The sequence below is a fragment of the Xanthomonas sp. F1 genome (genome assembly GCF_014199855.1).
This window is the reverse complement of the sequence record NZ_JACHOK010000002.1, coordinates 258765-278806: the sequence shown is the minus strand read 5'-3', so window position 1 is coordinate 278806 and position 20042 is coordinate 258765. Positions and strand designations below refer to the sequence as shown.

At 70.8% G+C, this 20042-nt stretch carries 17 protein-coding genes; 8 read left to right on the top strand and 9 right to left on the bottom strand.

The window, feature by feature from the left end:
• The first annotated feature begins 28 nt into the window (after positions 1–28).
• Positions 29–574, top strand: coding sequence for a bactofilin family protein (locus GGR71_RS05895; RefSeq protein WP_048490952.1), 546 nt, complete (start codon positions 29–31; stop codon positions 572–574).
• The gene (locus tag GGR71_RS05890; protein WP_152181262.1) at positions 571–933 is read left to right on the top strand and encodes a hypothetical protein; all 363 of its coding nucleotides are present in this window, start codon (positions 571–573) and stop codon (positions 931–933) included. Before GGR71_RS05895 ends, GGR71_RS05890 begins: the two co-directional genes overlap by 4 nt.
• 250 nt (positions 934–1183) lie before the next feature.
• Here GGR71_RS05890 and GGR71_RS05885 read toward each other — a convergent pair whose 3' ends face one another.
• Positions 1184–2839, bottom strand: a complete 1656-nt coding sequence (locus tag GGR71_RS05885; protein WP_456362599.1) for an acyl-CoA dehydrogenase family protein — start codon at positions 2837–2839, stop codon at positions 1184–1186.
• A 96-nt stretch (positions 2840–2935) separates the two neighbouring features.
• On the opposite strand from GGR71_RS05885, the gene GGR71_RS05880 reads away from it, so the two are divergent.
• Genes GGR71_RS05880 through pdeM form a run of 4 tightly spaced genes read left to right on the top strand, consistent with a single transcriptional unit; the run spans position 2936 to position 8715 of the window.
• On the top strand, positions 2936–3940 hold the full coding sequence (locus GGR71_RS05880) for a ligase-associated DNA damage response exonuclease (protein ID WP_160963076.1): 1005 nt from the start codon (positions 2936–2938) through the stop codon (positions 3938–3940).
• On the top strand, positions 3937–5529 hold the full coding sequence (locus GGR71_RS05875; protein WP_160963074.1) for an ATP-dependent DNA ligase: 1593 nt from the start codon (positions 3937–3939) through the stop codon (positions 5527–5529). Before GGR71_RS05880 ends, GGR71_RS05875 begins: the two co-directional genes overlap by 4 nt.
• Positions 5526–8075 carry a ligase-associated DNA damage response DEXH box helicase gene (locus tag GGR71_RS05870; protein ID WP_160963072.1) on the top strand — a complete coding sequence of 850 codons (2550 nt, stop codon included), beginning with the start codon at positions 5526–5528 and terminating at the stop codon, positions 8073–8075. Before GGR71_RS05875 ends, GGR71_RS05870 begins: the two co-directional genes overlap by 4 nt.
• The gene (gene pdeM / locus GGR71_RS05865; RefSeq protein WP_160963070.1) at positions 8065–8715 is read left to right on the top strand and encodes a ligase-associated DNA damage response endonuclease PdeM; all 651 of its coding nucleotides are present in this window, start codon (positions 8065–8067) and stop codon (positions 8713–8715) included. Before GGR71_RS05870 ends, pdeM begins: the two co-directional genes overlap by 11 nt.
• Before the next feature lie 353 nt (positions 8716–9068).
• Here the strand turns inward: pdeM and GGR71_RS05860 are convergent, their stop codons facing one another.
• From GGR71_RS05860 to rlmD, 8 genes are all read right to left on the bottom strand, one after another.
• Positions 9069–10337 carry an FAD-dependent oxidoreductase gene (locus GGR71_RS05860; RefSeq protein ID WP_184451720.1) on the bottom strand — a complete coding sequence of 423 codons (1269 nt, stop codon included), beginning with the start codon at positions 10335–10337 and terminating at the stop codon, positions 9069–9071.
• Positions 10338–10436: 99 nt separating this feature from the next.
• Positions 10437–10643: a transcription antiterminator/RNA stability regulator CspE gene (cspE, locus tag GGR71_RS05855; protein WP_003488188.1), complete on the bottom strand. Its 207-nt coding sequence runs from the start codon at positions 10641–10643 to the stop codon at positions 10437–10439.
• Positions 10644–10731: 88 nt separating this feature from the next.
• Positions 10732–11478, bottom strand: a complete 747-nt coding sequence (locus GGR71_RS05850; RefSeq protein ID WP_160963068.1) for an S-methyl-5'-thioinosine phosphorylase — start codon at positions 11476–11478, stop codon at positions 10732–10734.
• Between the two features lie 96 nt (positions 11479–11574).
• On the bottom strand, positions 11575–12129 hold the full coding sequence (locus GGR71_RS05845; protein ID WP_048492477.1) for a hypoxanthine-guanine phosphoribosyltransferase: 555 nt from the start codon (positions 12127–12129) through the stop codon (positions 11575–11577).
• Positions 12129–13136: a beta-N-acetylhexosaminidase gene (nagZ, locus tag GGR71_RS05840; RefSeq protein WP_160963066.1), complete on the bottom strand. Its 1008-nt coding sequence runs from the start codon at positions 13134–13136 to the stop codon at positions 12129–12131. Before nagZ ends, GGR71_RS05845 begins: the two co-directional genes overlap by 1 nt.
• A gap of 566 nt (positions 13137–13702) precedes the next feature.
• Entirely contained in the window at positions 13703–14377 is a 675-nt protein-coding gene (locus tag GGR71_RS05835; RefSeq protein WP_160963064.1) for a DsbA family oxidoreductase, read from the bottom strand.
• An 81-nt stretch (positions 14378–14458) separates the two neighbouring features.
• Positions 14459–14965: a CYTH domain-containing protein gene (locus GGR71_RS05830; RefSeq protein ID WP_160963651.1), complete on the bottom strand. Its 507-nt coding sequence runs from the start codon at positions 14963–14965 to the stop codon at positions 14459–14461.
• Between the two features lie 207 nt (positions 14966–15172).
• Complete coding sequence (gene rlmD, locus GGR71_RS05825; protein ID WP_160963649.1) at positions 15173–16498, bottom strand: 23S rRNA (uracil(1939)-C(5))-methyltransferase RlmD; 1326 nt, start codon at positions 16496–16498, stop codon at positions 15173–15175.
• Between the two features lie 144 nt (positions 16499–16642).
• On the opposite strand from rlmD, the gene GGR71_RS05820 reads away from it, so the two are divergent.
• Positions 16643–17365: a response regulator gene (locus tag GGR71_RS05820; protein ID WP_184451845.1), complete on the top strand. Its 723-nt coding sequence runs from the start codon at positions 16643–16645 to the stop codon at positions 17363–17365.
• Between the two features lie 297 nt (positions 17366–17662).
• Positions 17663–19843, top strand: coding sequence for a TonB-dependent siderophore receptor (locus tag GGR71_RS05815; protein ID WP_237474654.1), 2181 nt, complete (start codon positions 17663–17665; stop codon positions 19841–19843).
• Positions 19844–20042: the final 199 nt, after the last annotated feature.

Sequence of the window (20042 nt, the reverse complement as noted above, 5' to 3'; positions counted from 1 at the left end):
CGCTTCCCCCGACTGGAGACGACAGCCCATGTCCATCTGGAAAGACCAGGGTCCCGCGCGCAAGGATGGCCTGCCGCCCGTTCCCGGCAACGGCGCATTGCCGCCGGAGCCGCGCCCGCCGGGCGATGCCGCCGCGGGCGAACCGCTCGCCGCGGTCGCCGCCGCCGCTCCTGCCGCCCGCACCGCCGCGCCCGCCCCGGCCGCGAAGGAATCGCTGATCGCCGCCGACATCAGCATCGAAGGCAAGATCGAGGGCACCGGTCACATCCGCATCGCCGGCAAGTTCAAGGGCGACGTCAACGTGCAGGGCGATCTCACCATCGAGACCGGCGCCAAGCTCAGCGGCGGCGTGCGCGCCGACAAGGTGGTGATCGCCGGCGAGCTGGAAGGCAACATCGAATCGGCCTCGCGGGTGGAACTGCTCGCCTCCGGCGCGCTGATCGGCGACGTCAAGGCCGGCTCGCTGACCGTGGCCGCCGGATCGCGCATGCGCGGCCAGGCGGACTTCGGCTGGGACGACGACAAACATGCCCGCAAGGGCGGCAAGCCCGCGGAGTCCGACGCCGGCGCATGAGCAGCCCGCGTCCCGGCAGTCCGGGGGCGACCCGGACCTGCCCGCACTGCAAGGCCACCATCCTCGAAAGCGCCAGCGTGTGCCCGGCGTGCAAGCACCACCTGCGCTTCGATTCGGCGGTGCTGCAGCAGTCGGCGCCGTCCGCGCTGGTGCCGCTGCGCGTGGAGGGCAGCATCCGCCATCCCGCAGACGGCAGTGCCTGGGAGTACACCGTGCTGGTGAGCATCCGCAACGGCCGCGGCGAGGAGATCAAACGCCAGTTGGTCGGCGTCGGCGCCATGCTCGACGGCGAGGAGCGCAGCTTCACGCTGTCGGTCGAGGCGACGCCGGTGCGGGGCGGAAAGCGTGGGAGGCACTAGCGGCTTGCGGCGCGGGATTGGGGATTGGGGATTGGGGATTCGTGGAAGCCTAGCCCCTCTCCCACCGGGAGAGGGGTTGGGGTGAGGGTACGGCCGCGCGAGGTCTGCGATGCTGCATTTGCTGCGTGGCTCTGCTGGCCGTCGCACCCTCATCCGCCCCTTCGGGGCACCTTCTCCCGATGGGAGAAGGAAGCGCCGGCCCGCTCATTCCCCGCTTGGCGACGGCGCGCTGGGTCGCCAGGCCGCAGGCCTACGGCAACGCACGCACCAGCAGTTCCTCGACCGGCACACCCGCCTCCAGCGTGCCGAACGCCAGTCCATGTGCGCCGGCCAGGCGGCTGCGCACGAATGCGGCGGCGGCCGGGCTGGCACTGCGCAGGAGGAGCGCGGCCTGCAAGGCCAGTGCGATGCGTTCGGCAAGGCTACGTGCACTGAACTCGTCCACCTCGGCGTTGCCGGCCAGCGGCGTACGCAGTGCGTCCAGCGCCGCGTCGTAGACCGGGTCGATACCGGCTGCCATCTGCAGCTCCGCCAGCACTGCGGCGGCAGTGGCCGGTTCGCGCGCCAGCGCGCGCAGCACGTCCAGGCACTGGATGTTGCCGCTGCCCTCCCAGATCGAATTCAGCGGCGCCTGCCGATACAGCCGCGGCAGGATCGACTCCTCGACATAGCCGGCGCCGCCCAGGCATTCCTGCGCCTCGTTGACGAAGGCCGGCGCGCGCTTGCACAGCCAGTACTTGCCCAGCGCGGTGGCGATGCGCGCGAACGCCGCTTCCGATGCGTCGGCGTCGGCCGCGTCTACCGCGCGTGCCACCCGCAGCGCGAAAACGGTGGCGGCTTCCGATTCCAGCGCCAGATCGGCCAGCACGTTGCGCATCAGTGGCTGCTCGACCAAGCGCTTGCCGAACGCGACGCGATGCCGCGCGTGGTGCAACGCCTGCGCCATCGCCATGCGCATCTGCGCGGCGGCGGCGAGCATGCAGTCGAGCCGGGTCAGCATCACCATGCCGATGATCCGCGCCACCCCGCGTCCCTCCTCGCCGACCCGCTGCGCCCAGGCTCCGGCGAACTCCACTTCGCTGGACGCGTTGGACCAGTCGCCCAGCTTGTCCTTCAGCCGCATCAGCCGCAGCGCGTTGAGCCGGCCATCAGGCAGGCGCCGCGGCAGCAGGAAGCAGGTCAAACCGGCGGGCGCCTGCGCCAGCACCAGAAAGCCGTCGGACATCGGCGCGGAGAAGAACCACTTGTGCCCGACCAGGGTGTAGGCGTCGGCGCCGTCCAGCGGCGTGGCGACGGTGGCGTTGCTGCGCACGTCCGAGCCACCCTGCTTCTCGGTCATGCCCATGCCCAGGGTGATGCCGGCCTTGTCGGCGATCGGCACGTCGCGCGGGTCGTAGTGCGGCGCGGCGGCCTTGTCGGCCCAGTCGCGTAGGGCCGGCTCCTGCCGCAACACCGCGACCGCGGCATGGGTCATGGTCAGCGGGCAACTGGTGCCGGCCTCGGCCTGGTGGTGCAGGTAGCTCAGCGCGGCGCGCGCCACGTGCGCACCCGGCTGCGGGGTGTGCCAGGACAACCCGGCCACGCCATGGCGCTTGGCCGCGTCCAGCAACTGGTGATAGGCCGGGTGGAACTCGACCGTGTCGATGCGGTGGCCGTAGCGGTCGTGCGTGCGCAGCCGCGGACGGTCGCGGTTGGCGTCGAAGCCGAGCCGGTACAGCGCATCGCCGGCCAACGCGCCGTACTGCGCCAGCGCCGCGGCGAAGGCGGCGGCGCCTTCGCGTGCGCAGGCCTCACGCAACACCGCGTCGTCGGCCCACAGATCGCGCGGTTCGAACGGCGGCGGCTGGTTGTCGACCGTATGCGTGGCGAACGCCGGCAGGTCCGTGTGCATGCATCTCCCTCCCAGAAGCGCTGCCCGCATTGTGGCCGATCCGTCCTCCGACCGCGAACGCGCGTGGCGGATTCTCATCTCCTGCACACCGGCTTGGACACAGTGGCGCCCATGCCGACTGTCGCTTCCCAGGACCTGGTGGTGCTGCGCCCGGAAGGGCTGTACTGCCCCGCCGGCGACTTCCATATCGATCCCTGGCGGCCGGTGCCGCGCGCGGTCATCACCCATGGCCACGGCGACCACGCGCGCTCGGGCATGGGCGAATACCACTGCACCGCCGTGGGCCTGCCGATCCTGCGCTGGCGACTGGGCGAGCAGGCCTATCGCGCCTACGACTACGGCACCCGCTTCACCCTCGGCCGCGCGCAGGTGTCGCTGCATCCGGCCGGCCACGTGCTCGGCTCGGCGCAGGTGCGCATCGAAGTGGATGGCGAGGTCTGGGTGGCCTCGGGCGACTACAAGCGCCAGCCCGATCCGACCTGCGCGCCATTCGAGGTGGTGCGTTGCGACACCTTCATCACCGAGGCCACGTTCGCCCTGCCGGTGTACCGCTGGCCGGACACCAGCGGGGTGGCGCGCGAGATCGTCGCCTGGCGTCGCGAGTGCGGCGCGCGCGGTGAGGCCGCGGTGTTGTTCTGCTACGCGTTGGGCAAGGCGCAGCGCGTGTTGGCCGAACTGCAGCCCTGGGACGATCAGCCGGCGCTACTGCACGGCGCGGTGGCGGCCGGCGTGGCGGTGTACCGCGAGGCCGGCGTGGCGATGCTGGACACGCGCACGGTGTCCGAACTGGACAAGCGCGCCGACTACGCCGGACAGTTGGTGCTGGCGCCGCCGTCGGCCGCGGGCAGCCCGTGGCTGCGCCGCTTCCGCCATGCGCAACTCGGCTTCGCCTCGGGCTGGATGCGGCTGCGCGGCAACCGCCGCCGGCGCAACTACGATCGCGGCTTCGTGGTCTCCGATCATGCCGACTGGCCCGACCTGCTGCGCACCATCGACGACACCGGCGCGCGTCGGGTGATCGCCACCCACGGCAACACCGACGCGATCATCCGCGCGCTCAACGAACGCGGCGTCGCCGCCGAAGCGTTCCGCACCGACTACAGTGGCGAGGAATGAAGCGCTTCGCCGCGCTGTACCGGCAACTGGACCAGAGCACCGCGACGCTGGACAAGCGCGCCGCGCTGGTCGCCTACTTCGAGCAGGCGCCGCCGGCCGATGCGGCCTGGGCGATCTGGCTGCTCAGCGGCGGCAAGCTGCGGCGCATCGCCAATACGCGCGAACTGCGCGAATGGATCGCGCAGGAAAGCGGCCTGCCCGGCTGGCTGGTGGACGACAGCTACGACCATGTCGGCGATCTCGCCGAGACCCTGACCCTGCTGCTCGACGATCCGGCGGAAACCCCGGACCCGGCGCCGCTGCGCGACTGGATCGAAGAGCGCCTGCTGCCGGTGGCCGCACAGGACGACGCCGCACGCCGCGCCGCGGTGGTCGCCGGCTGGCACAGCCTGGCCTTCGACGAGCGCCTGCTGTTCAACAAGCTGCTGACCGGCGCGCTGCGCGTGGGTGTGTCGCAGCGACTGGTGCAGCAGGCGCTGGCGGCGATGTCCGGCATCGACATTGCGCGCATCGCCCAGCGCATGCTCGGCGCCTGGTCGCCGACGCCGCAGGCACTGGAGCAGTTGCTGTCGGACGAGGTGCTGCCCAGCGACCGCCAGCAGCCCTACCCGTTCTTCCTCGCCTCACCGCTGGAAGCCGAGGCTGCCACGCTCGGCGCGCTCGACGACTGGCTGCTGGAATGGAAGTGGGACGGCATCCGCCTGCAACTGATCCGCCGCGACGGCGAGGTGGCGCTGTGGTCGCGCGGCGAGGAACGCCTGGACGGGCGCTTCCCGGAAATCGAAGCGGCCGCGGCGACGCTGCCGCGCGATGCGGTGATCGATGGCGAACTGCTGGTCTGGCGCGAGGGCGAGCCCGCGCCGCTGCCGTTCACCGCGCTGCAGACCCGCATCCAGCGGCGCAAGCCCGGCGCCAAGACCTTGGCTGATACGCCGGCACGCGTGCTCGCCTACGACCTCTTGGAACTGGATGGCCAGGATCTGCGCGAGCAACCGCTGCAGCAGCGCCGCGCGCAGTTGCAGGCGCTGTTGGAGGCGCACGCCGATCCGCGCCTCACGCTGTCGCCGCAGGTGCAGGCCGCAACGTGGGAGCAGGCGGCGATGCTGCGCGAAGATTCGCGCGTGCGCGGCGTGGAAGGCCTGATGCTCAAGCGCGCCAATTCGCCCTACCAGTCCGGCCGCCGCCGCGGCGACTGGTGGAAATGGAAGGTGGCGCCGCTGACCATCGACGCGGTGCTGCTGTACGCGCAGGCCGGCCACGGCCGGCGCAGCACGCTGTACACCGACTACACCTTCGGCCTGTGGGACGGCGAACAGTTGGTGCCCGTCGCCAAGGCGTACTCGGGGCTGGACGACAGCGAGATCCTGGCGCTGGACCGCTGGATCCGTGCGCACACCACCGAGCGCTTCGGCCCGGTGCGCGCGGTGACGCCGTACCAGGTATTCGAGCTCGGTTTCGAGGCGGTGAATCGCAGCAGTCGGCACAAGTCCGGGATCGCCGTGCGCTTCCCGCGCATCCTGCGCTGGCGCCACGACAAGCCGTTCGCCGAAGCCGACCGCTTGAGCACGCTGCAGGCGCTGGCGCGATGAGCGCAGCGGCGGCGCGCCGGCGCCCGGCCGATGCGCCACTGTACGCCTGGTTCGCGCAGCAGGGCTGGCAGCCATTGCCGTTCCAGCGCGCGCTGTGGGGGCACTACCTGGACGGCGGCTCCGGGCTGCTGCACACGCCCACCGGCAGCGGCAAGACTCTGGCCGCGTTCGGCGGCCCGTTGCTGGAGGGCTTGCGCGCGCAGACCGCGGCGCAGGCGGCGGCAGCCACCAGGAAACCCGCACGCGGCGGCAACACCGCCAGCACCTCCGCCAAGGCTGGCGCACCCGTGCGTACGCGCCGTCAGGCGCAGCGCGATCTGAAGGTCCTGTGGATCACCCCACTGCGCGCGCTCGCCGCCGATACCCTGCGCGCATTGCGCGAACCGGCACAAGCGCTGGGCCTGGACTGGCAGATCGGCCTGCGCACAGGCGACGCCAGCGCGCGCGACAAGCGCCTGGCACGCAGTGGCAAGCTCGACGTGCTGGTGACCACGCCCGAATCGCTGGCGCTGCTGCTGTCCTATCCCGACACTGCGCCGCAGCTGGCGACGCTGCGCTGCGTGATCGTCGACGAGTGGCACGAACTGCTCGGCAACAAACGCGGCGTGCTGCTGCAGCTGTGCCTGGCGCGGCTGCGCGGCTGGGCACCGGCGCTGCGCACCTGGGGCCTGTCGGCCACACTCGGCAACCTGGACGAGGCGCGCGACGTGCTGCTGCCGCACCTGCCGCAGGCGCCGATCGTGGCCGGGGTCAAACCACGCACGCTGACCCTGGAGACGCTGGCACCGGCGGTCGGCGAGCGTTTCCCCTGGGCAGGCCACCTGGGCCTGGCGCAATTGCCGCGGGTGCTGGAAAAACTCTTCGCGGTACGCACCAGCCTGTTGTTCACCAACACCCGCGCGCAGGCCGAACTGTGGCACCAGGCGCTGACCTCGGTGTGGCCGGAAGAGGCGCATACGCTGGCCCTGCACCACGGCTCGCTGGATCCGGCGTTGCGTAGCGCCGCCGAACAAGGGCTGCGCGACGGCAGCCTGCGCTGCGTGGTGGCGACCTCGAGCCTGGACCTGGGCGTGGATTTTCCCGCCGTCGATCAGGTGCTGCAGGTCGGCAGCCCCAAGGGCGTGGCGCGGCTGCTGCAGCGCGCCGGCCGCGCCAAGCACCGTCCCGGCGAGGCCGGCCACGTGCTGTGCGTGCCCTCGCACGCGCTGGAGCTGGTCGAATACGCCGCGGCGCGGCGCGCCATCGCCCATGGCCGCATCGAATCGCGGCCGGCGCCGCGGCTGTCGCTGGACGTGCTGGCCCAGCACTGCATCACCTGCGCGCTGGGCGGTGGCTTCGCTGCCGACGCGCTGTACGCCGAAGTGCGCGGCACCGCGGCCTTCGCCATGCTGGACGCGCCGACCTGGCAGGCAGTGCTGGAGTTCGTCGTGCAGGGCGGTCGCGCGCTGGCGCAATATCCCGATTACCGCAAGGTGGTGCTGGACGAAGACGGCCTGTACCGCGTGCACGACCGCCGCATCGCCCTGCGCCACCGCCTGTCGATCGGCACCATCACCAGCGACGGCAGCGTCGCGGTGCGCTTCCTGCGCGGCGGTCGCCTCGGCGCGGTGGAGGAGCAGTTCGTCGGCCGCCTGCGCCGCGGCGACCGCTTCCAGTTCGCCGGGCGCCTGCTGGAACTGGTGCGGCTGGAGGACATGACCGCCTACGTGCGCCTGGCCAAGGGCGGCGACGGCAGCGTGCCGAAATGGATGGGCGGGCGCATGCCGCTGTCCTCGGAGCTGGGCCGCGAGGTGGAAGCGGTGTTCGCCGATCCGCGCGGCGAGGCCGAACTGCGCGCGCTTGCGCCGCTGCTTGGCTTGCAGCGCGCACTGTCGGATCTGCCGGCGCCGCAGCGGCTGTTGGCCGAGCGCGTGCGCGCCCGCGACGGCCAGCATCTGTTCGTGTACCCGTTCGCCGGACGCCAGGTGCACGAAGGCCTGGCCGCGCTGCTGGCGCTGCGCTGGGGCCGACGGCAGCGCAATACCTTCAGCTTCGCCGCCAACGACTATGGCTTCGTACTATCGCCGGCGGAGGACGCGCCGATCGATGCGATACTGCTGCGCGAGCTGCTGACTCCGGCGCAGTTGTTCGAGGATCTGCGCGAGAGCCTCAACCTGGGCGAGCTGGCGCGCCGGCAGTTCCGCGAAATCGCCCGCGTCGCCGGCCTCCTGCCGCCCAGCCTGCCCGGCCGCCTGCCGCGCAGCCTGCGCCAGTTGCAGGCGTCCAGCGGACTGCTGTACGACGTGCTGAGCCGCTTCGATCCCGAGCACCTGCTGCTGGCGCAGGCCGAGCGCGAGGTGTTGCAGGGCCAGATGGAGCTGACCCGGCTCGCTGCCACCCTGGACGATTGCGCCGCGCGCGAGCTGGCGCTGCACAGCCCGCGCAGCCTCACCCCGCTGGCGTTCCCGCTGTGGGCCGAGAGCATCCGCGGCCAGCTCAGCACCGAGGACTGGAAGGCGCGGGTGATGCGCGCGGCGGCGCAACTGGAGCAGCGCCATGCGCGCTGAACTGGACTGGCGGCTGGCCGACGAACCGATGCGCCTGCTCGGCGATCGTGCGCTGTACTGGCCGGCGCGGCGACGGCTGCTGATCGCCGACCTGCACCTGGGCAAGGCGGACGTCTTCCGCCGCGCCGGCATCGGCCTGCCGCGCGGCGGCACCGCGCTCGACCTGGCGCGGCTATCGGCCTTGCTGCAGGCGCAGGATGCGGCGGAACTGTGGATCCTCGGCGACGTGCTGCACGGCGCCGCACCCGATGCCGACTGGCAACGCCAGTGGCATGCGTGGCGCGCGCAGCATCCGCAACTGCGCGTGGCGGCGATCAACGGCAACCATGACCGCGCCCTCGCCGGCGCCGGGCTGGACATCGCCCTGCTCGGCGCGCAGGTGGAGGACGGCCCGTTCGTGCTACGCCACGATCCGGCCACCGATGCGCAGCGCCACGTGCTGTGCGGGCACCTGCACCCGCTCGTCAAGCTGCCCGGCCTGCGCCCGCGCTGGCCCGCGTTTTGGCTGCGCGAGGGCATGACGGTACTACCGGCGTTTTCGCACTTCACCGCGGGTGTCGCCCCGGTGCTGGCGCCGGGCGAGCGCCTGATCGCCTGCGTCGAAGGCGCGGCCTTGGCGCTGCCGGTGGCGGCGGCGTAGGCCGGGCGCGGCGGCGCTCGTCGAGCGGCGACAGACACTTCAAGAACGCATCCCTTGCGGGAGGGACTTTGGTCCCGACGCTTCGGCCATCACCGCGTCGGGGCTGAAGCCCCTCCCACAGTGCAATCGCACTGCGTTGCGTGAGTACGTACATGGCAACGCTGACGCACGAAGCTTCGGTACCGCACCGGGTAGCCCATGGTCGCGAGCGAAGCGGCAGATGCGCTGCCGTATTGTGGGAGGGACTTCAGTCCCGACGCGACCAACTGACAGGCGTCGTGGCCCCGCCACACTGCGATAGCGCGTCGCGGCATGCGAGGGATGCCTTCGGCTGGATCGTCGCTGCCGTCTCGCTACGAAGACGCAGCGTCGGTCTGCACCGACGCAGTCCGCGCTGCCAGCTCCTGCAGCGTTTCCAGAAACTCCGGCGCCAGCGGCAGCTTGCCGAACCAGCCATGCTGGGTGCCGCTGAGCACGCGCAGCATGTGCCCGCGGCCACCCGGCATGCGCCCGGCCGGCAACATGCCCACGTCGCGCAGCCGCGCCGCCAGGTCGCGCTCGGATTGGAACAGCGGGGTCAGCCAGCGGCTCCAGAAGTGATACACCGCTACATGCGCCTGCCGCTGCGCCTGGTAGCGCGCCAGCGCCGCGTCGATGTCCGCGGCGGTGCGCAGGCTTTCGCTCAGCGCCCAGGCATCCATCAGCGCCATGTTGACGCCCTGCCCCAGCTGCGGGCTCATCGCATGCGCGGCATCGCCGGCCAGCACCAGGCGGCCGCGGTACCAGTGCCGCTGCACCGCATCGCGGTAGCTGGCCCGCGCCAGTCGCGCCGGTGCGTCGATCTGCGCCAGGCGTTCGCGCGCCTGCGGCCACAGCTGCGCGATTTCCTCCAGCCACGGCGGCATGCCACGCGCCTGCCAGGCGTCGAACTCGGCGGTCGGCAGGCTCCAGAAGAAACTCACCCGCGGCTGGGCATCGCCGGGGCGCGTCCCCACCGGCAGCAGGCCGATCATCTTGCGCGCGGCCACGTAGCGCTGGCGCAACTCGTCGGCGAAAGCCCAGTCGCCGCGCGGCAACAGGCACCACAGCGCGCCCCACGGGTAGACCCGGTCCAGCCGCGTCGCCTGCACCTGCGCGCGCAGCGCCGAGGCCGAGCCGTCGCAGGCGATCACCAGGTCGAACGGCCCATGCCAGCGGCCGTGCTGGTCCTGCACGCGGCGCAACGTGTCGTCGATGGCGACGATGTGGGTATCGCGCTGCAACGTGGCGTAGCCGTCCCACGCCTGCGCCAACAGGGCGAACAAGGCGCCGCGCTGCATCCCCAGCCCGAACAGCCGTGCATCCAGATCGCGGTAGCGCATGTCCATCACCGCGCGTCCGCACGGGGTCTCGCCGTACAGGCGGTGCACCGGCGCGCCGTAGGCCAGGGCCTGCTCGAGCAGGCCGATCCGCCACAGCACCTGCAATCCGGTCGGCTGCAGCAGGAAGCCGGCACCGACCGGCCCGGGCTGCGCCGCACGCTCGAACACCTGCACGCGGTGGCCGTCGCGCGCCAGCAGCAGCGCCAGCGTCTGGCCCGCCGTGCCGTAACCGACGATCCCGATCTGCAGTCCTTGCTTCATCGCAATCCACTGTCTGCGGACGCCGCCACGGCGGCGGCGTCTCCCACAAAAAACCCCGCCGAAGCGGGGTTCAAGGCACAACCGAGTCAACGCGAGCGCTTACTCGACCGGCGTGATATTCGAGGCTTGCGCGCCCTTCGGACCCTGGGTCACGTCGTAGCTGACACGCTGTCCTTCCTGCAGGCTGCGAAAGCCCTTGGAGTTGATCGCGGAGAAGTGCGCGAACACATCGGCGCTACCGTCTTCCGGAGAAATAAAACCAAATCCCTTGGCGTCGTTGAACCACTTGACGGTACCGTTCGGCATGGTGATGCGAGACCTTTTGCAGTGAATGGGTGGTGGTTGTGCGGCAGCCGCACCGGCGGAGTATGCAAAGCTTGCGCAGCGAAGACAATCACCCGCGCGCCAGTTCCCCCACCAGCTCCGGCAGCCCGACCGAGGCCGCCTCGACGTTGGCCAGCACCTCGGCCAGGGTGATCTCCTCGGCGTCGCCGCAGCCGGCCGCCCAGTTCGCCACGATCGCCAGGCAGGCGTAGTCCAGGCCCAGCTCGCGCGCCAGCCCGGCTTCGGGCATGCCGGTCATGCCGACCAGGTCGCAGCCGTCGCGGCGCAGCCGCGCGATCTCGGCGATGGTTTCCAGGCGCGGCCCCTGGGTGGCGGCATAGCAACCGCCGTCGACCAGGGCGGTGCCGGTGACGCGCGCGGCGGCGAGGATCTTGCTGCGCAGCAGCGGCGAATACGGATGGCCGAAATCCACGTGCAGCACCTCGCTGCCCGGCTCCTCGCACAGGGTCGAGATGCGCCCCCAGGTGTAGTCGATCAGCTGGTCCGGGCAGGCCAGCACGCGCGGGCCGAAGCGCTCGGTGATGCCGCCGACCGTGTTCAACGCCAGCACGCGCGTGGCGCCGGTCTGCTGCAGCGCAGCAAGGTTGGCGCGGTAGTTGATCTTGTGCGGCGGCAGCGAATGGCCTTCGCCGTGGCGGGCCAGGAAGGCGACACGGTGACCGAGCAAGGTGCCGACCCGCACCGGACCGGAGGGCGCGCCGTAGCGCGTCTCGACCTGGTGGGTCTGCACGTCGTCCAACTGTGCGAGCTTGTAGACGCCGGTGCCGCCGATGACGGCCAGTGCGATGTTGTCCATGCGGATCCTCGAACGGAAGGGAACGCCTGCGCCGGCGACGCGCACCGGCGGCGGGGAAACGGCAGCGGCGGAAGCGAGGCGGGCTCGCCTGCCTGCTTACTCCTTCATCGCGTAGATCGCCGGCAGGTTGCGCAGGGCCTCGTTGACGTCCATGCCGAAGCCGAACACATAGCGGTCCGGCACCTCGACGCCGATGTAGTCGGCGCTGACCCCGGGCACGCAGCGGTCGTGGCGCTTGACCGTCAGCGCGGCGATGCGCACATCGGTGGCGCCCTGCTCCAGGCACCACTCGCGCACCGCCTTCAGGGTCAGGCCTTCGTCGAGGATGTCGTCGAGCAGCAGCACGCGGCGGCCGTACAGCGCGGTGGCCGGGCGGTGCTTCCACACCAGTTCGCCGCCGACGGTCTCGCCGCGGTAGCGGGTGGCGTGCAGGTAGTCCAGTTGCAGGTCCTGGCCGCGGCTGCCCAGTTCCAGCGCCAGCTGGCCGGCGAACGGCAGCGCGCCGTGCATGATGGTCAGGTAGACCGGGGTTTCGCCGCGATAGTCGGCGGCGATGGTGTCGGCCATGTGGGCGATGGCCTGGTCGATGCGCGAGCGATCGACCAGCAGGTCGGCCTGGGCCAGGGCCTGGGCGATGGTGGGAGTGGACATCAGGCGGTTTTTCCGAAGGTGGAGAGCAGATGGGATTGGGTATGGCCGTAGCGGGCGTCGGCCAGCAGGCCGTCCCAGCCGAGGCCGCCGCGGCCGATCAGGCCGAGCAGCGCGGCGGTGTTGAGCGGGCGGTCGCGCACGGCCTGCAGCGAGTCGTCGACCAGTTCCGGGTGGCAGACCAGGACCACGTCGCAGCCGGCGTCCAGGTGTGCGGTGACCCGCGCGGCGACGCCGCCGGCGGCGAACGAGGCGGCCATGCCGATGTCGTCGGAGAACACGACGCCGCGGAAGCCCAGCTCCTGGCGCAGGATCTGCTGGATCCAGCGCGGCGAGTAGCCGGCCGGTTCCGGTGCCACCTGCGGATAGACCACGTGCGCCATCATCACCGCGTCGGCGCCGGCGGCGATGCCGGCGGCGAACGGCACCAGGTCTTCCTGGCGCAGGGTCTCCAGCGGACGCGGGTCCTCGGCGCTGTCGACGTGGGTGTCCTCGAGCACGGTGCCGTGGCCGGGGAAATGCTTGAGGGTCGCGCCCATGCCCACGCTGTGCATGCCGCGCACATAGGCCGCGGCGAAGGCCGCGACCACCTGCGGGTCGTCGCTGAAGGCGCGGTCGCCGATGGCGCGGTTGCCGCGGGCCAGGTCCAGCACCGGGGCGAAGCTCAGGTCGACGCCGCTGGCGCGGATCTCGCTGGCCATCAACCAGGCATGCTGTTCGGCCATCTGCAGCGCCGCGGCCGGATCGCGCGCGTACAGCGCACCGAAGCCCTGCAGCGGCGGCAGCGCGCTGTAGCCCTCGCGGAAGCGCTGCACGCGTCCGCCTTCCTGGTCCACGCAGAGCAGCAGCGGCCGCGGCGCGGCGGCACGGATCGCCGCACTCAACTCGGTCACCTGCGCGCGCGAGGCGAAATTGCGCTTGAACAGGACCACGCCGGCCACCGCATCGTGCTGCAGCCAGTCGCGCTCCTGCGCGGTGAGTTCGGTACCGGCAACGCCGATCGCGAGCATGCGGGGGATTCCTCCTGCCGGCGCGGTTGAGGCGCCTGTGGGTCGGCATTGTCGCAGATGCCGGCGTCGGCGGCAGGTCGGCGCGTGGCATGCCGGGCGCAGGCCTGGCCCGTGGCGGTGACAGCGTGCAACGGATTGGGCGCAGGACCGCCGGCGCGGCCACCGAGAAATGCCGCAAGGCGCCGGCAGCGCGCGACGAACGAGTCCAAGCGCGGCAGCGTGAGCTCCCCGGACTGCGTGGCGGGCGACGCCGCCTGGTCCGGCGCGCGCGGCGACGCGGCGTCTCCGACTGGCCTCTCGACACGCCCTGCTGACGCGAGGCCGACACAGGCCAGTCATGAAACGCATGCGGAGCGGCCTGTGGCATGCCGGAACAGCCGATGTCCGTCACTCGGAAGGCCGGCTGGCACGGTGCAGCCGCCCTCCGCGTCCGTCAGCGGGGCGCTCTACCGATCGCCGCAGCCGCGTCGCAGCGCAAGGAACGATGTCCCGTCGCCACACTGGCGTGGACCGCGGCGACTCGTTGTGCGCCGCAGGCAGTCATTGTCTCTCGCCGGGATGGCACGCTAGACCGCGCACCCGTCCGGACCGCAATCGCGGCCCGCCTGGGCGTCGGCCAGCAGGCCACGCACGGTCGCCGCAATCACTTCCGGTGGCTGCGCGCCCTGCAGCGCCTGGCGGCCATCGATGACATAGGTGGGCACTGCACGGATGCCCATGGCCTGCGCCTGTTGCAGCTCCGCCTCGATCTCGTCCAGCCCTTCGTCGCCATCCAGCAGTGCCTGCACCCGTGCCGCCGACAACCCACCTGCAGCGCCGGCATCGCACAGCGTCTGCGTATCGGCCAGGTTACGGCCCTCGGCGAAGTGCGCATGAAACAGTGCTTCGGCGACCGCGTCCACGTCGCCCTCGCGCGCCGCCAGCCACAGCAAGCGGTGCGCCGGCAGCGTGGTCACCCGCACCTGGCCGCGGCCGAAGTCGAACGGCAAGCCTTCGGCGCGCGCGGTGGCCTGGGTCTGCGCCAGGATCTGCTCGGTGCGTGCCGCCCCGCCGAACTTGGCCGCATAGGCCTCGCGCAACGGCACCGGCTCGGTGCCCGCGTCCGGATCCAGTTGGTACGGATGCCAGTGGATCTCCAGCGGAGGCGCGTCCGCGCCGAGCGACGCAAGACCTTGCTGCAAGCGGCGCTTGCCGATCCAGCACCAGGGGCAGACCACGTCGGACCAGATATCGATGCGCATGAGCGGGGATTGGGGATTGGGGATTGGGGATTCGCAAAAGCATAAGCCCGATTGCTGCAGCTGGCCCGCTTTTGCCAATCCCTAATCCCCACTCCCCAATCCCTGCCACTCGCAGAACGGACAGCTTGCCAGCGCCACGTTGTAGTACCGCGGATCGTCGGTGACTTCGGCGCCGAGCCAGTCCGGCCTGGCGAACGCCTCGTCGGCGCTGTCCAGTTCGATCTCGGCGACCACCAGCCCGGCATTGTCGCCGAGGAACTCGTCCACTTCCCACAGGTGGCCCTGGTGCTGCACGAGATGCCGGCGCTTGTCGACCAGCCCGCCCACGCACAGCGCCAGCAGCGCGCGCGCATCGGCCAGCGGAATCGGATACTCGAACTCCTGGCGGGTATGCCCGAGCTCGCGCGACTTGAGGTTGAGGAAGGCCTCTTCGCCCTGCACCCGCACCCGCACCGACGCCTTCTGCGCCCCGCTGGCCAGCGCCGCCTGGTCGTTGAGATAGCCCTGCGCCATCGGAATCACCGCATGCGCCGCCGCGCGCCAACCGTCGCCGATAACGAGGAATTTGCGTTCGATTTCGATGGCCATGGGAGGTGCGCTCGTTGGGGTCGGGACCCGGGACCCGGGACCCGGGACCCGGGAAGCATGTGATCGGCAGCCGAATCGCCGTCAAGCGATCCTATGGAAAAGTGGTTGTTGTTTCCTGTGAGAGCGGCGGTCCTACAGATAAAGTACAAATGCCGCGCACTCGAGGAAAATCCGGGTCCCGGGTCCCGGGTCCCGGTCCCGAAAAAGCTACCGCTCAAACACCGCAATGCTCTCCACGTGCGCGGTATGCGGGAACATGTCCATCGCGCCGGCGGCCTTGAGCACGAAGCCCTGTTCGTTGACCAGGTAGCCGGCGTCGCGCGCCAGCGAGCCGGGATGGCAGCTGACGTAGACGATGCGCTGGAACTGCTTCAGCGGCAGTTGCTGCAGCACCTCCAGCGCACCGGAGCGCGGCGGGTCCAGCAGCAGCTTGTCGAAGCCCTGGCGCATCCACGGCGCCTGGCGCTGGTCCTGGGTCAGGTCGGCGGCGAAGAACTGCGCGTTGTCCAGGCCGTTGCGCTGCGCGTTCTCCCGCGCGCGCGCCACCAGCCCGGCGTCGCCTTCCACGCCGACCACCTCGCGCACGGTGCGCGCCAGTGGCAGGGTGAAGTTGCCCAGGCCGCAGAACAGGTCCAGCACGCGATCGCCGGGCTGCGCATCGAGCAGCGCCAGCGCGTGCGCGATCATCTTCTCGTTGAGCGCGGCATTGACCTGGATGAAGTCCAACGGCCGGAACGCCAGCTCCACGTCCCACTGCGGCAGCCGGAACGACAGCGGCACCTCCTGCGGATACAGCGGATGCACGCTGTCCACGCCGCCGGGCTGCAGGAAGATGGCGAAATCGTGCTCTTGCGCGAAGGCGATCAGCGCGTCCTGGTCGCGCGCGCTCAGCGGCTGCATGTGGCGGAAGGTCAGCGCCACCGCCGCGTCGCCGGCGATGAACTCGATCTGCGGGATGTCGCGCTTGCCGTCCAGGCTTTCGACCAGGTCCGCCAGCGCGGTCACCTTGAAGCCGATCTGCGGGATCACCGTGTGGCACACCGACAGGTCGGCGACGAAGCGCGGATCCTGCTCGCGGAAGCCGACCAGGGTCTTGTCCTTCTTCTCCACCCGGCGTACCGAGAAGCGGCCCTTGCGCCGGTAGCCCCAGGGCGCACCGGTCAGCGCCGGCAGCACCGCCTGCGGGGCCACGTGGCCGATGCGCTCCAGGTTCTCGGTCAGCACCCGCTGCTTGGCGACGATCTGCTGGTCCTCGGCCAGGTGCTGCAGCACGCAGCCGGCGCAGACCCCGAAATGCGGACAGCGCGGCGTCACCCGCTGCGGCGAGGCCTGCAGCACCTGCACGGTGCGCGCCTCGTCGAAGTGGCGGTTGCGCGCGGTGGGTTCGGCCAGGACGGTCTCGCCGGGCAGCGCGCCGGCGACGAAGGCGACCTTGTCGCCCTCGCGGCGGGCGACGCCGCGGCCGTCGTGGCTGAGGTCGGCGATGTCGGTCTGGAAGGGCGTACGGTCGAGACGGTTTCTGGATCGGGCCACGTGGCAACAGGCTGCGGGCGGAAAAGGGCGGCCATTGTCGCAGAAGGGCCGTGCCCGGGCCGGCTTGCGATTGCCGCGCCGGCGAGGCAAAGTGGCGCACGCACGCGCGCCACCGCGCGGGATGCGACCACGCCGCATGGAGGCATCAGCATGGCATCGACCCAGGACCCGGTAACGCGACTGCTGCTCGTCGAAGACGACCCGATCAGCCGCGCCTTCTTCGACGCAACCCTGCAGGCGCTGCCGGCCCAGGTGGATCTGGCCGACTCGGTCGCCAGCGCCCTCGCCCTCGCCCGCGCGCAGACGCAGGCGCACGACCTGTGGCTGATCGACGCCAACCTGCCCGACGGCAGCGGCAGCGACCTGCTGCGCCAGTTGCAGCGGCAACGCACCGGCACCCTGGGGCTGGCGCATACCGCCGACGCCAGCGCCGCGGTCCGCGCGCAGTTGCTCGACGCCGGGTTCGCCGACGTGCTGCTCAAGCCGCTCAGCAGCGAGCGCTTGCTGCAGTCGGTGCGCCGGCTGCTGGCACGCGGCCGCCTCGGCGCCACGCACGGTGCCGCCGAGCCGACCCTGGACTGGGACGAGACCACGGCGCTGGCCGCACTCAACGGCGAGCGCGCGCACCTGATCGCCCTGCGCGAACTGTTCCTGGCCGAGCTGCCCGGCACCCGCGACGCGGTCGCCTCGGCCCTGCAACTCAGCGACGACCAGGCGGTGCGCAACCACCTGCACCGGCTGCAGGCCAGCTGCGGCTTCGTCGGTGCCGCCAGACTGGCGCGTGCCGTGCGCCAGTTGCATGGCGATCCGGCGTCCTCGCAGGCCCGCCACCAGTTCAGCGAGGCCGTGGCGGCGTTGTTGCACTGAAGGCCGGGATTGGGGAGCGGGGATGACTTCCCGTCTTCTGCGAGAATCGGCGTAGGCGCGGTTTCAGCTGCACCCTGTGGTTTGGACGTTGCCATCGCGGTCGCGACCAATCGCCTCCTCGGCCCAGCTATCAACACGACCCGGCCTGCAACGGTGACGAAAACGACGGCGCCGCCATGGCGCTCGCCCCACGGCGAGACTTGAAAATAAGATTCGTTCTCGAATAAATTAACGCCCCGACAACATCTTCGGACCAGCCATCGCCCCGTCCGGTCACTACCGCAACAGGGGCTTCTCATGTTTCAGACCTCATACCACCGGCAAGCGCCGGCCATGGGCGTGCTCGCCCGCGCGCTGTTGGCCGCCCTCGTGGCCGTCGCCTCCACCTCGGCCAACGCCCAGGACGCCACCGCCAATGACGGCACACGCGATGCCGGGTCATCGTCCGACGCCACGCAACTGGACACGGTCATGGTCAAAGGCCAGCGGCTCAGCCTGGACCTGCAGCAGGACGCGGCGGTCGGCGCGCTGGGCAATGCCCGCCTGCTGGATACGCCGTTCTCGGTCGCGTTGGTCGAAGAACCCGAGATCGCGCGGCGCCAGGCCACCACGCTCGGGCAGATCTTCATCAACGATCCGTCGGTGTTCGCCGCCGAACCGCCAGCCACCACCAATTGGTGGGGCACACAGATCCGCGGCATCGAGGTGCGCAATTTCTACGTCGACGGCGTGCCGATGCTGATGGAATGGGGCGGCGAGTTCCCGCTGGAAGCGGTGCAGTCGGTGCAGGCGCTGAAAGGCCTGGGCGGCTTCATGTACGGCTTCGGCACGCCCGGCGGCATCGTCAGCTACCAGACCAAGCGCCCCACCGACACCGCGCTGCTGGCCACCACCTTCGGCTATCGCAACGACAGCGCGTTCTCGGCTCAGGTCGACGCCGGCGGGCGTGCCAACGGTCCGGATTCCTTCGGCTACCGCCTCAACGCCGGCATCGAACGCGGCGATGCGTACAACGGCGCCGGCATCGACCGCAAGACGCTCGCCCTGGCGGTCGAGCAACCGATCGTCGAGGGCCTGACCTGGCATGCGGAACTGGTGCACGAACGCAACACACTCGAACACGAGCCGCTGTACTTCTACTGGGATGCCTACCAGGGCACGCGCCTGCCTCGGCCAACCGACGACGACGCCAAGCTCCGCGTCGACGGCGCCTACTACAGGACCGCACTGCTGCACGCGACCACTGGCCTGAACTGGCGCATCGACGAGCGCTGGAGCGCGGCGCTGAGCCTGGGCGGCAGCCGACGCCGGCACGAATCGCACAAGATGTTCGCCAATCTGCTAAACGAAGCGGGCGACTACGCCGGTTTCGCCTATGACTTCGGTGCGGTGCTGCGCAACAGCGTGGTGCAACTACTGGTCAACGGCCGCGTCGACACCGGCCCGGTGGCGCACGAACTGGTGTTCGGCACCTCGGTGCAGCGCAGTTGGGACCAATGGAGCAAGGCGTTCTACTGGAGCCACGACTTCGACGGCAACCTGTATCGACAGCAGTCCTTCCGCCCGACCCGCCGGCCGGACTACAGCCTGGCGCCGGTCAGCGCCGACCTGCGCCAGAAGGCGGTGTTCGTCAGCGACACCATGCAGTTCGGCGACCACTGGCGCGCCATCCTCGGCGCACGCCACGTGGATTATCAGCAGCGCGACCTGGATGGCGACGCAGCGGTGGACAGTGGTTACCGCACCTCGGTGACGACCCCGACCATGGCGCTGATCTACAAGCCCATCGACGACGTGTCGCTCTACGCCAGCTACGTCGAGGCACTGGAGCCTGGCAGCCGCGTCGGCGCCGATGCGGTGCCTGCCTACGCCAACGCCGGCAGCGTGCTGCAGCCGACGGTGAGCAAGCAGTACGAACTCGGGGCCAAGCTGCAGAGCGGGCGCTTCGCCCTGACCACCGCCGCGTTCCGCATCGAGCGCGGCGCGCAGATCGACGCCTACCGCGACGGCCTGCGCTACCTGACCCAGGACGGCCTGACCCTGTATCGCGGGCTGGAAGTGATCGGGAGCGTCGGCGTGACCGACGATCTGGAACTGGGCGTCGGCGGACTGTGGATGGACCCGCGACTGGAGGAGCTGTCGCCGGACAACGCGGCCTTGCGCGGCAACCGCCCGGCCGGCGCCGCACGCCGGCAACTGCTGGCCAATGCCACCTGGCGCGTGCCGGGCATGCGCGGCCTGAGCCTGCACGGCAACCTGCGCTACTCCGGCGATGCCTACTACGAAGACCAGAACCGCGTGCTCATCCCCGGGCATACCGTCGCCGCGGCCGGCTTCCAGTACGCCACCACGCTGGGCGGCTACGACGCACTGCTGACCGGCAACATCAACAACCTGTTCAATCGCACCTACTGGAACCAGCACACGCTGGGCGAGGCGCGCAATGCCGCGCTGAGCCTGCGCATCGATTGGCGCTGAGCGAGCCTGCCGCTGCCGTCGCCGCACGCGACGGCGGTGGATGGCACCGCGGCGCCGGCGCCTGGGCGTCTCCGATGACGACGCAGCACCTGTAGGAGCGGCTTCAGCCGCGATGCGTTCCCACGCGGCGGCCGCGACTGCAGCCGCTCCTACCACCGCATGAGCAAGACCCGACTGCGTCGGTGCTCAGCACCACGGA

Excerpts from the sequence above, each read along its gene's own strand:
- GGR71_RS05895 (WP_048490952.1), top strand. The coding sequence starts at position 29 with ATGTCCATCTGGAAAGACCAGGGTCCCGCGCGCAAGGATGGCCTGCCG.
- GGR71_RS05890 (WP_152181262.1), top strand. The coding sequence starts at position 571 with ATGAGCAGCCCGCGTCCCGGCAGTCCGGGGGCGACCCGGACCTGCCCG.
- GGR71_RS05880 (WP_160963076.1), top strand. The coding sequence starts at position 2,936 with ATGCCGACTGTCGCTTCCCAGGACCTGGTGGTGCTGCGCCCGGAAGGG.
- GGR71_RS05875 (WP_160963074.1), top strand. The coding sequence starts at position 3,937 with ATGAAGCGCTTCGCCGCGCTGTACCGGCAACTGGACCAGAGCACCGCG.
- GGR71_RS05870 (WP_160963072.1), top strand. The coding sequence starts at position 5,526 with ATGAGCGCAGCGGCGGCGCGCCGGCGCCCGGCCGATGCGCCACTGTAC.
- pdeM (WP_160963070.1), top strand. The coding sequence starts at position 8,065 with ATGCGCGCTGAACTGGACTGGCGGCTGGCCGACGAACCGATGCGCCTG.
- GGR71_RS05860 (WP_184451720.1), bottom strand. The coding sequence starts at position 10,337 with ATGAAGCAAGGACTGCAGATCGGGATCGTCGGTTACGGCACGGCGGGC.
- cspE (WP_003488188.1), bottom strand. The coding sequence starts at position 10,643 with ATGCCGAACGGTACCGTCAAGTGGTTCAACGACGCCAAGGGATTTGGT.
- GGR71_RS05850 (WP_160963068.1), bottom strand. The coding sequence starts at position 11,478 with ATGGACAACATCGCACTGGCCGTCATCGGCGGCACCGGCGTCTACAAG.
- GGR71_RS05845 (WP_048492477.1), bottom strand. The coding sequence starts at position 12,129 with ATGTCCACTCCCACCATCGCCCAGGCCCTGGCCCAGGCCGACCTGCTG.
- nagZ (WP_160963066.1), bottom strand. The coding sequence starts at position 13,136 with ATGCTCGCGATCGGCGTTGCCGGTACCGAACTCACCGCGCAGGAGCGC.
- GGR71_RS05835 (WP_160963064.1), bottom strand. The coding sequence starts at position 14,377 with ATGCGCATCGATATCTGGTCCGACGTGGTCTGCCCCTGGTGCTGGATC.
- GGR71_RS05830 (WP_160963651.1), bottom strand. The coding sequence starts at position 14,965 with ATGGCCATCGAAATCGAACGCAAATTCCTCGTTATCGGCGACGGTTGG.
- GGR71_RS05815 (WP_237474654.1), top strand. The coding sequence starts at position 17,663 with ATGTTTCAGACCTCATACCACCGGCAAGCGCCGGCCATGGGCGTGCTC.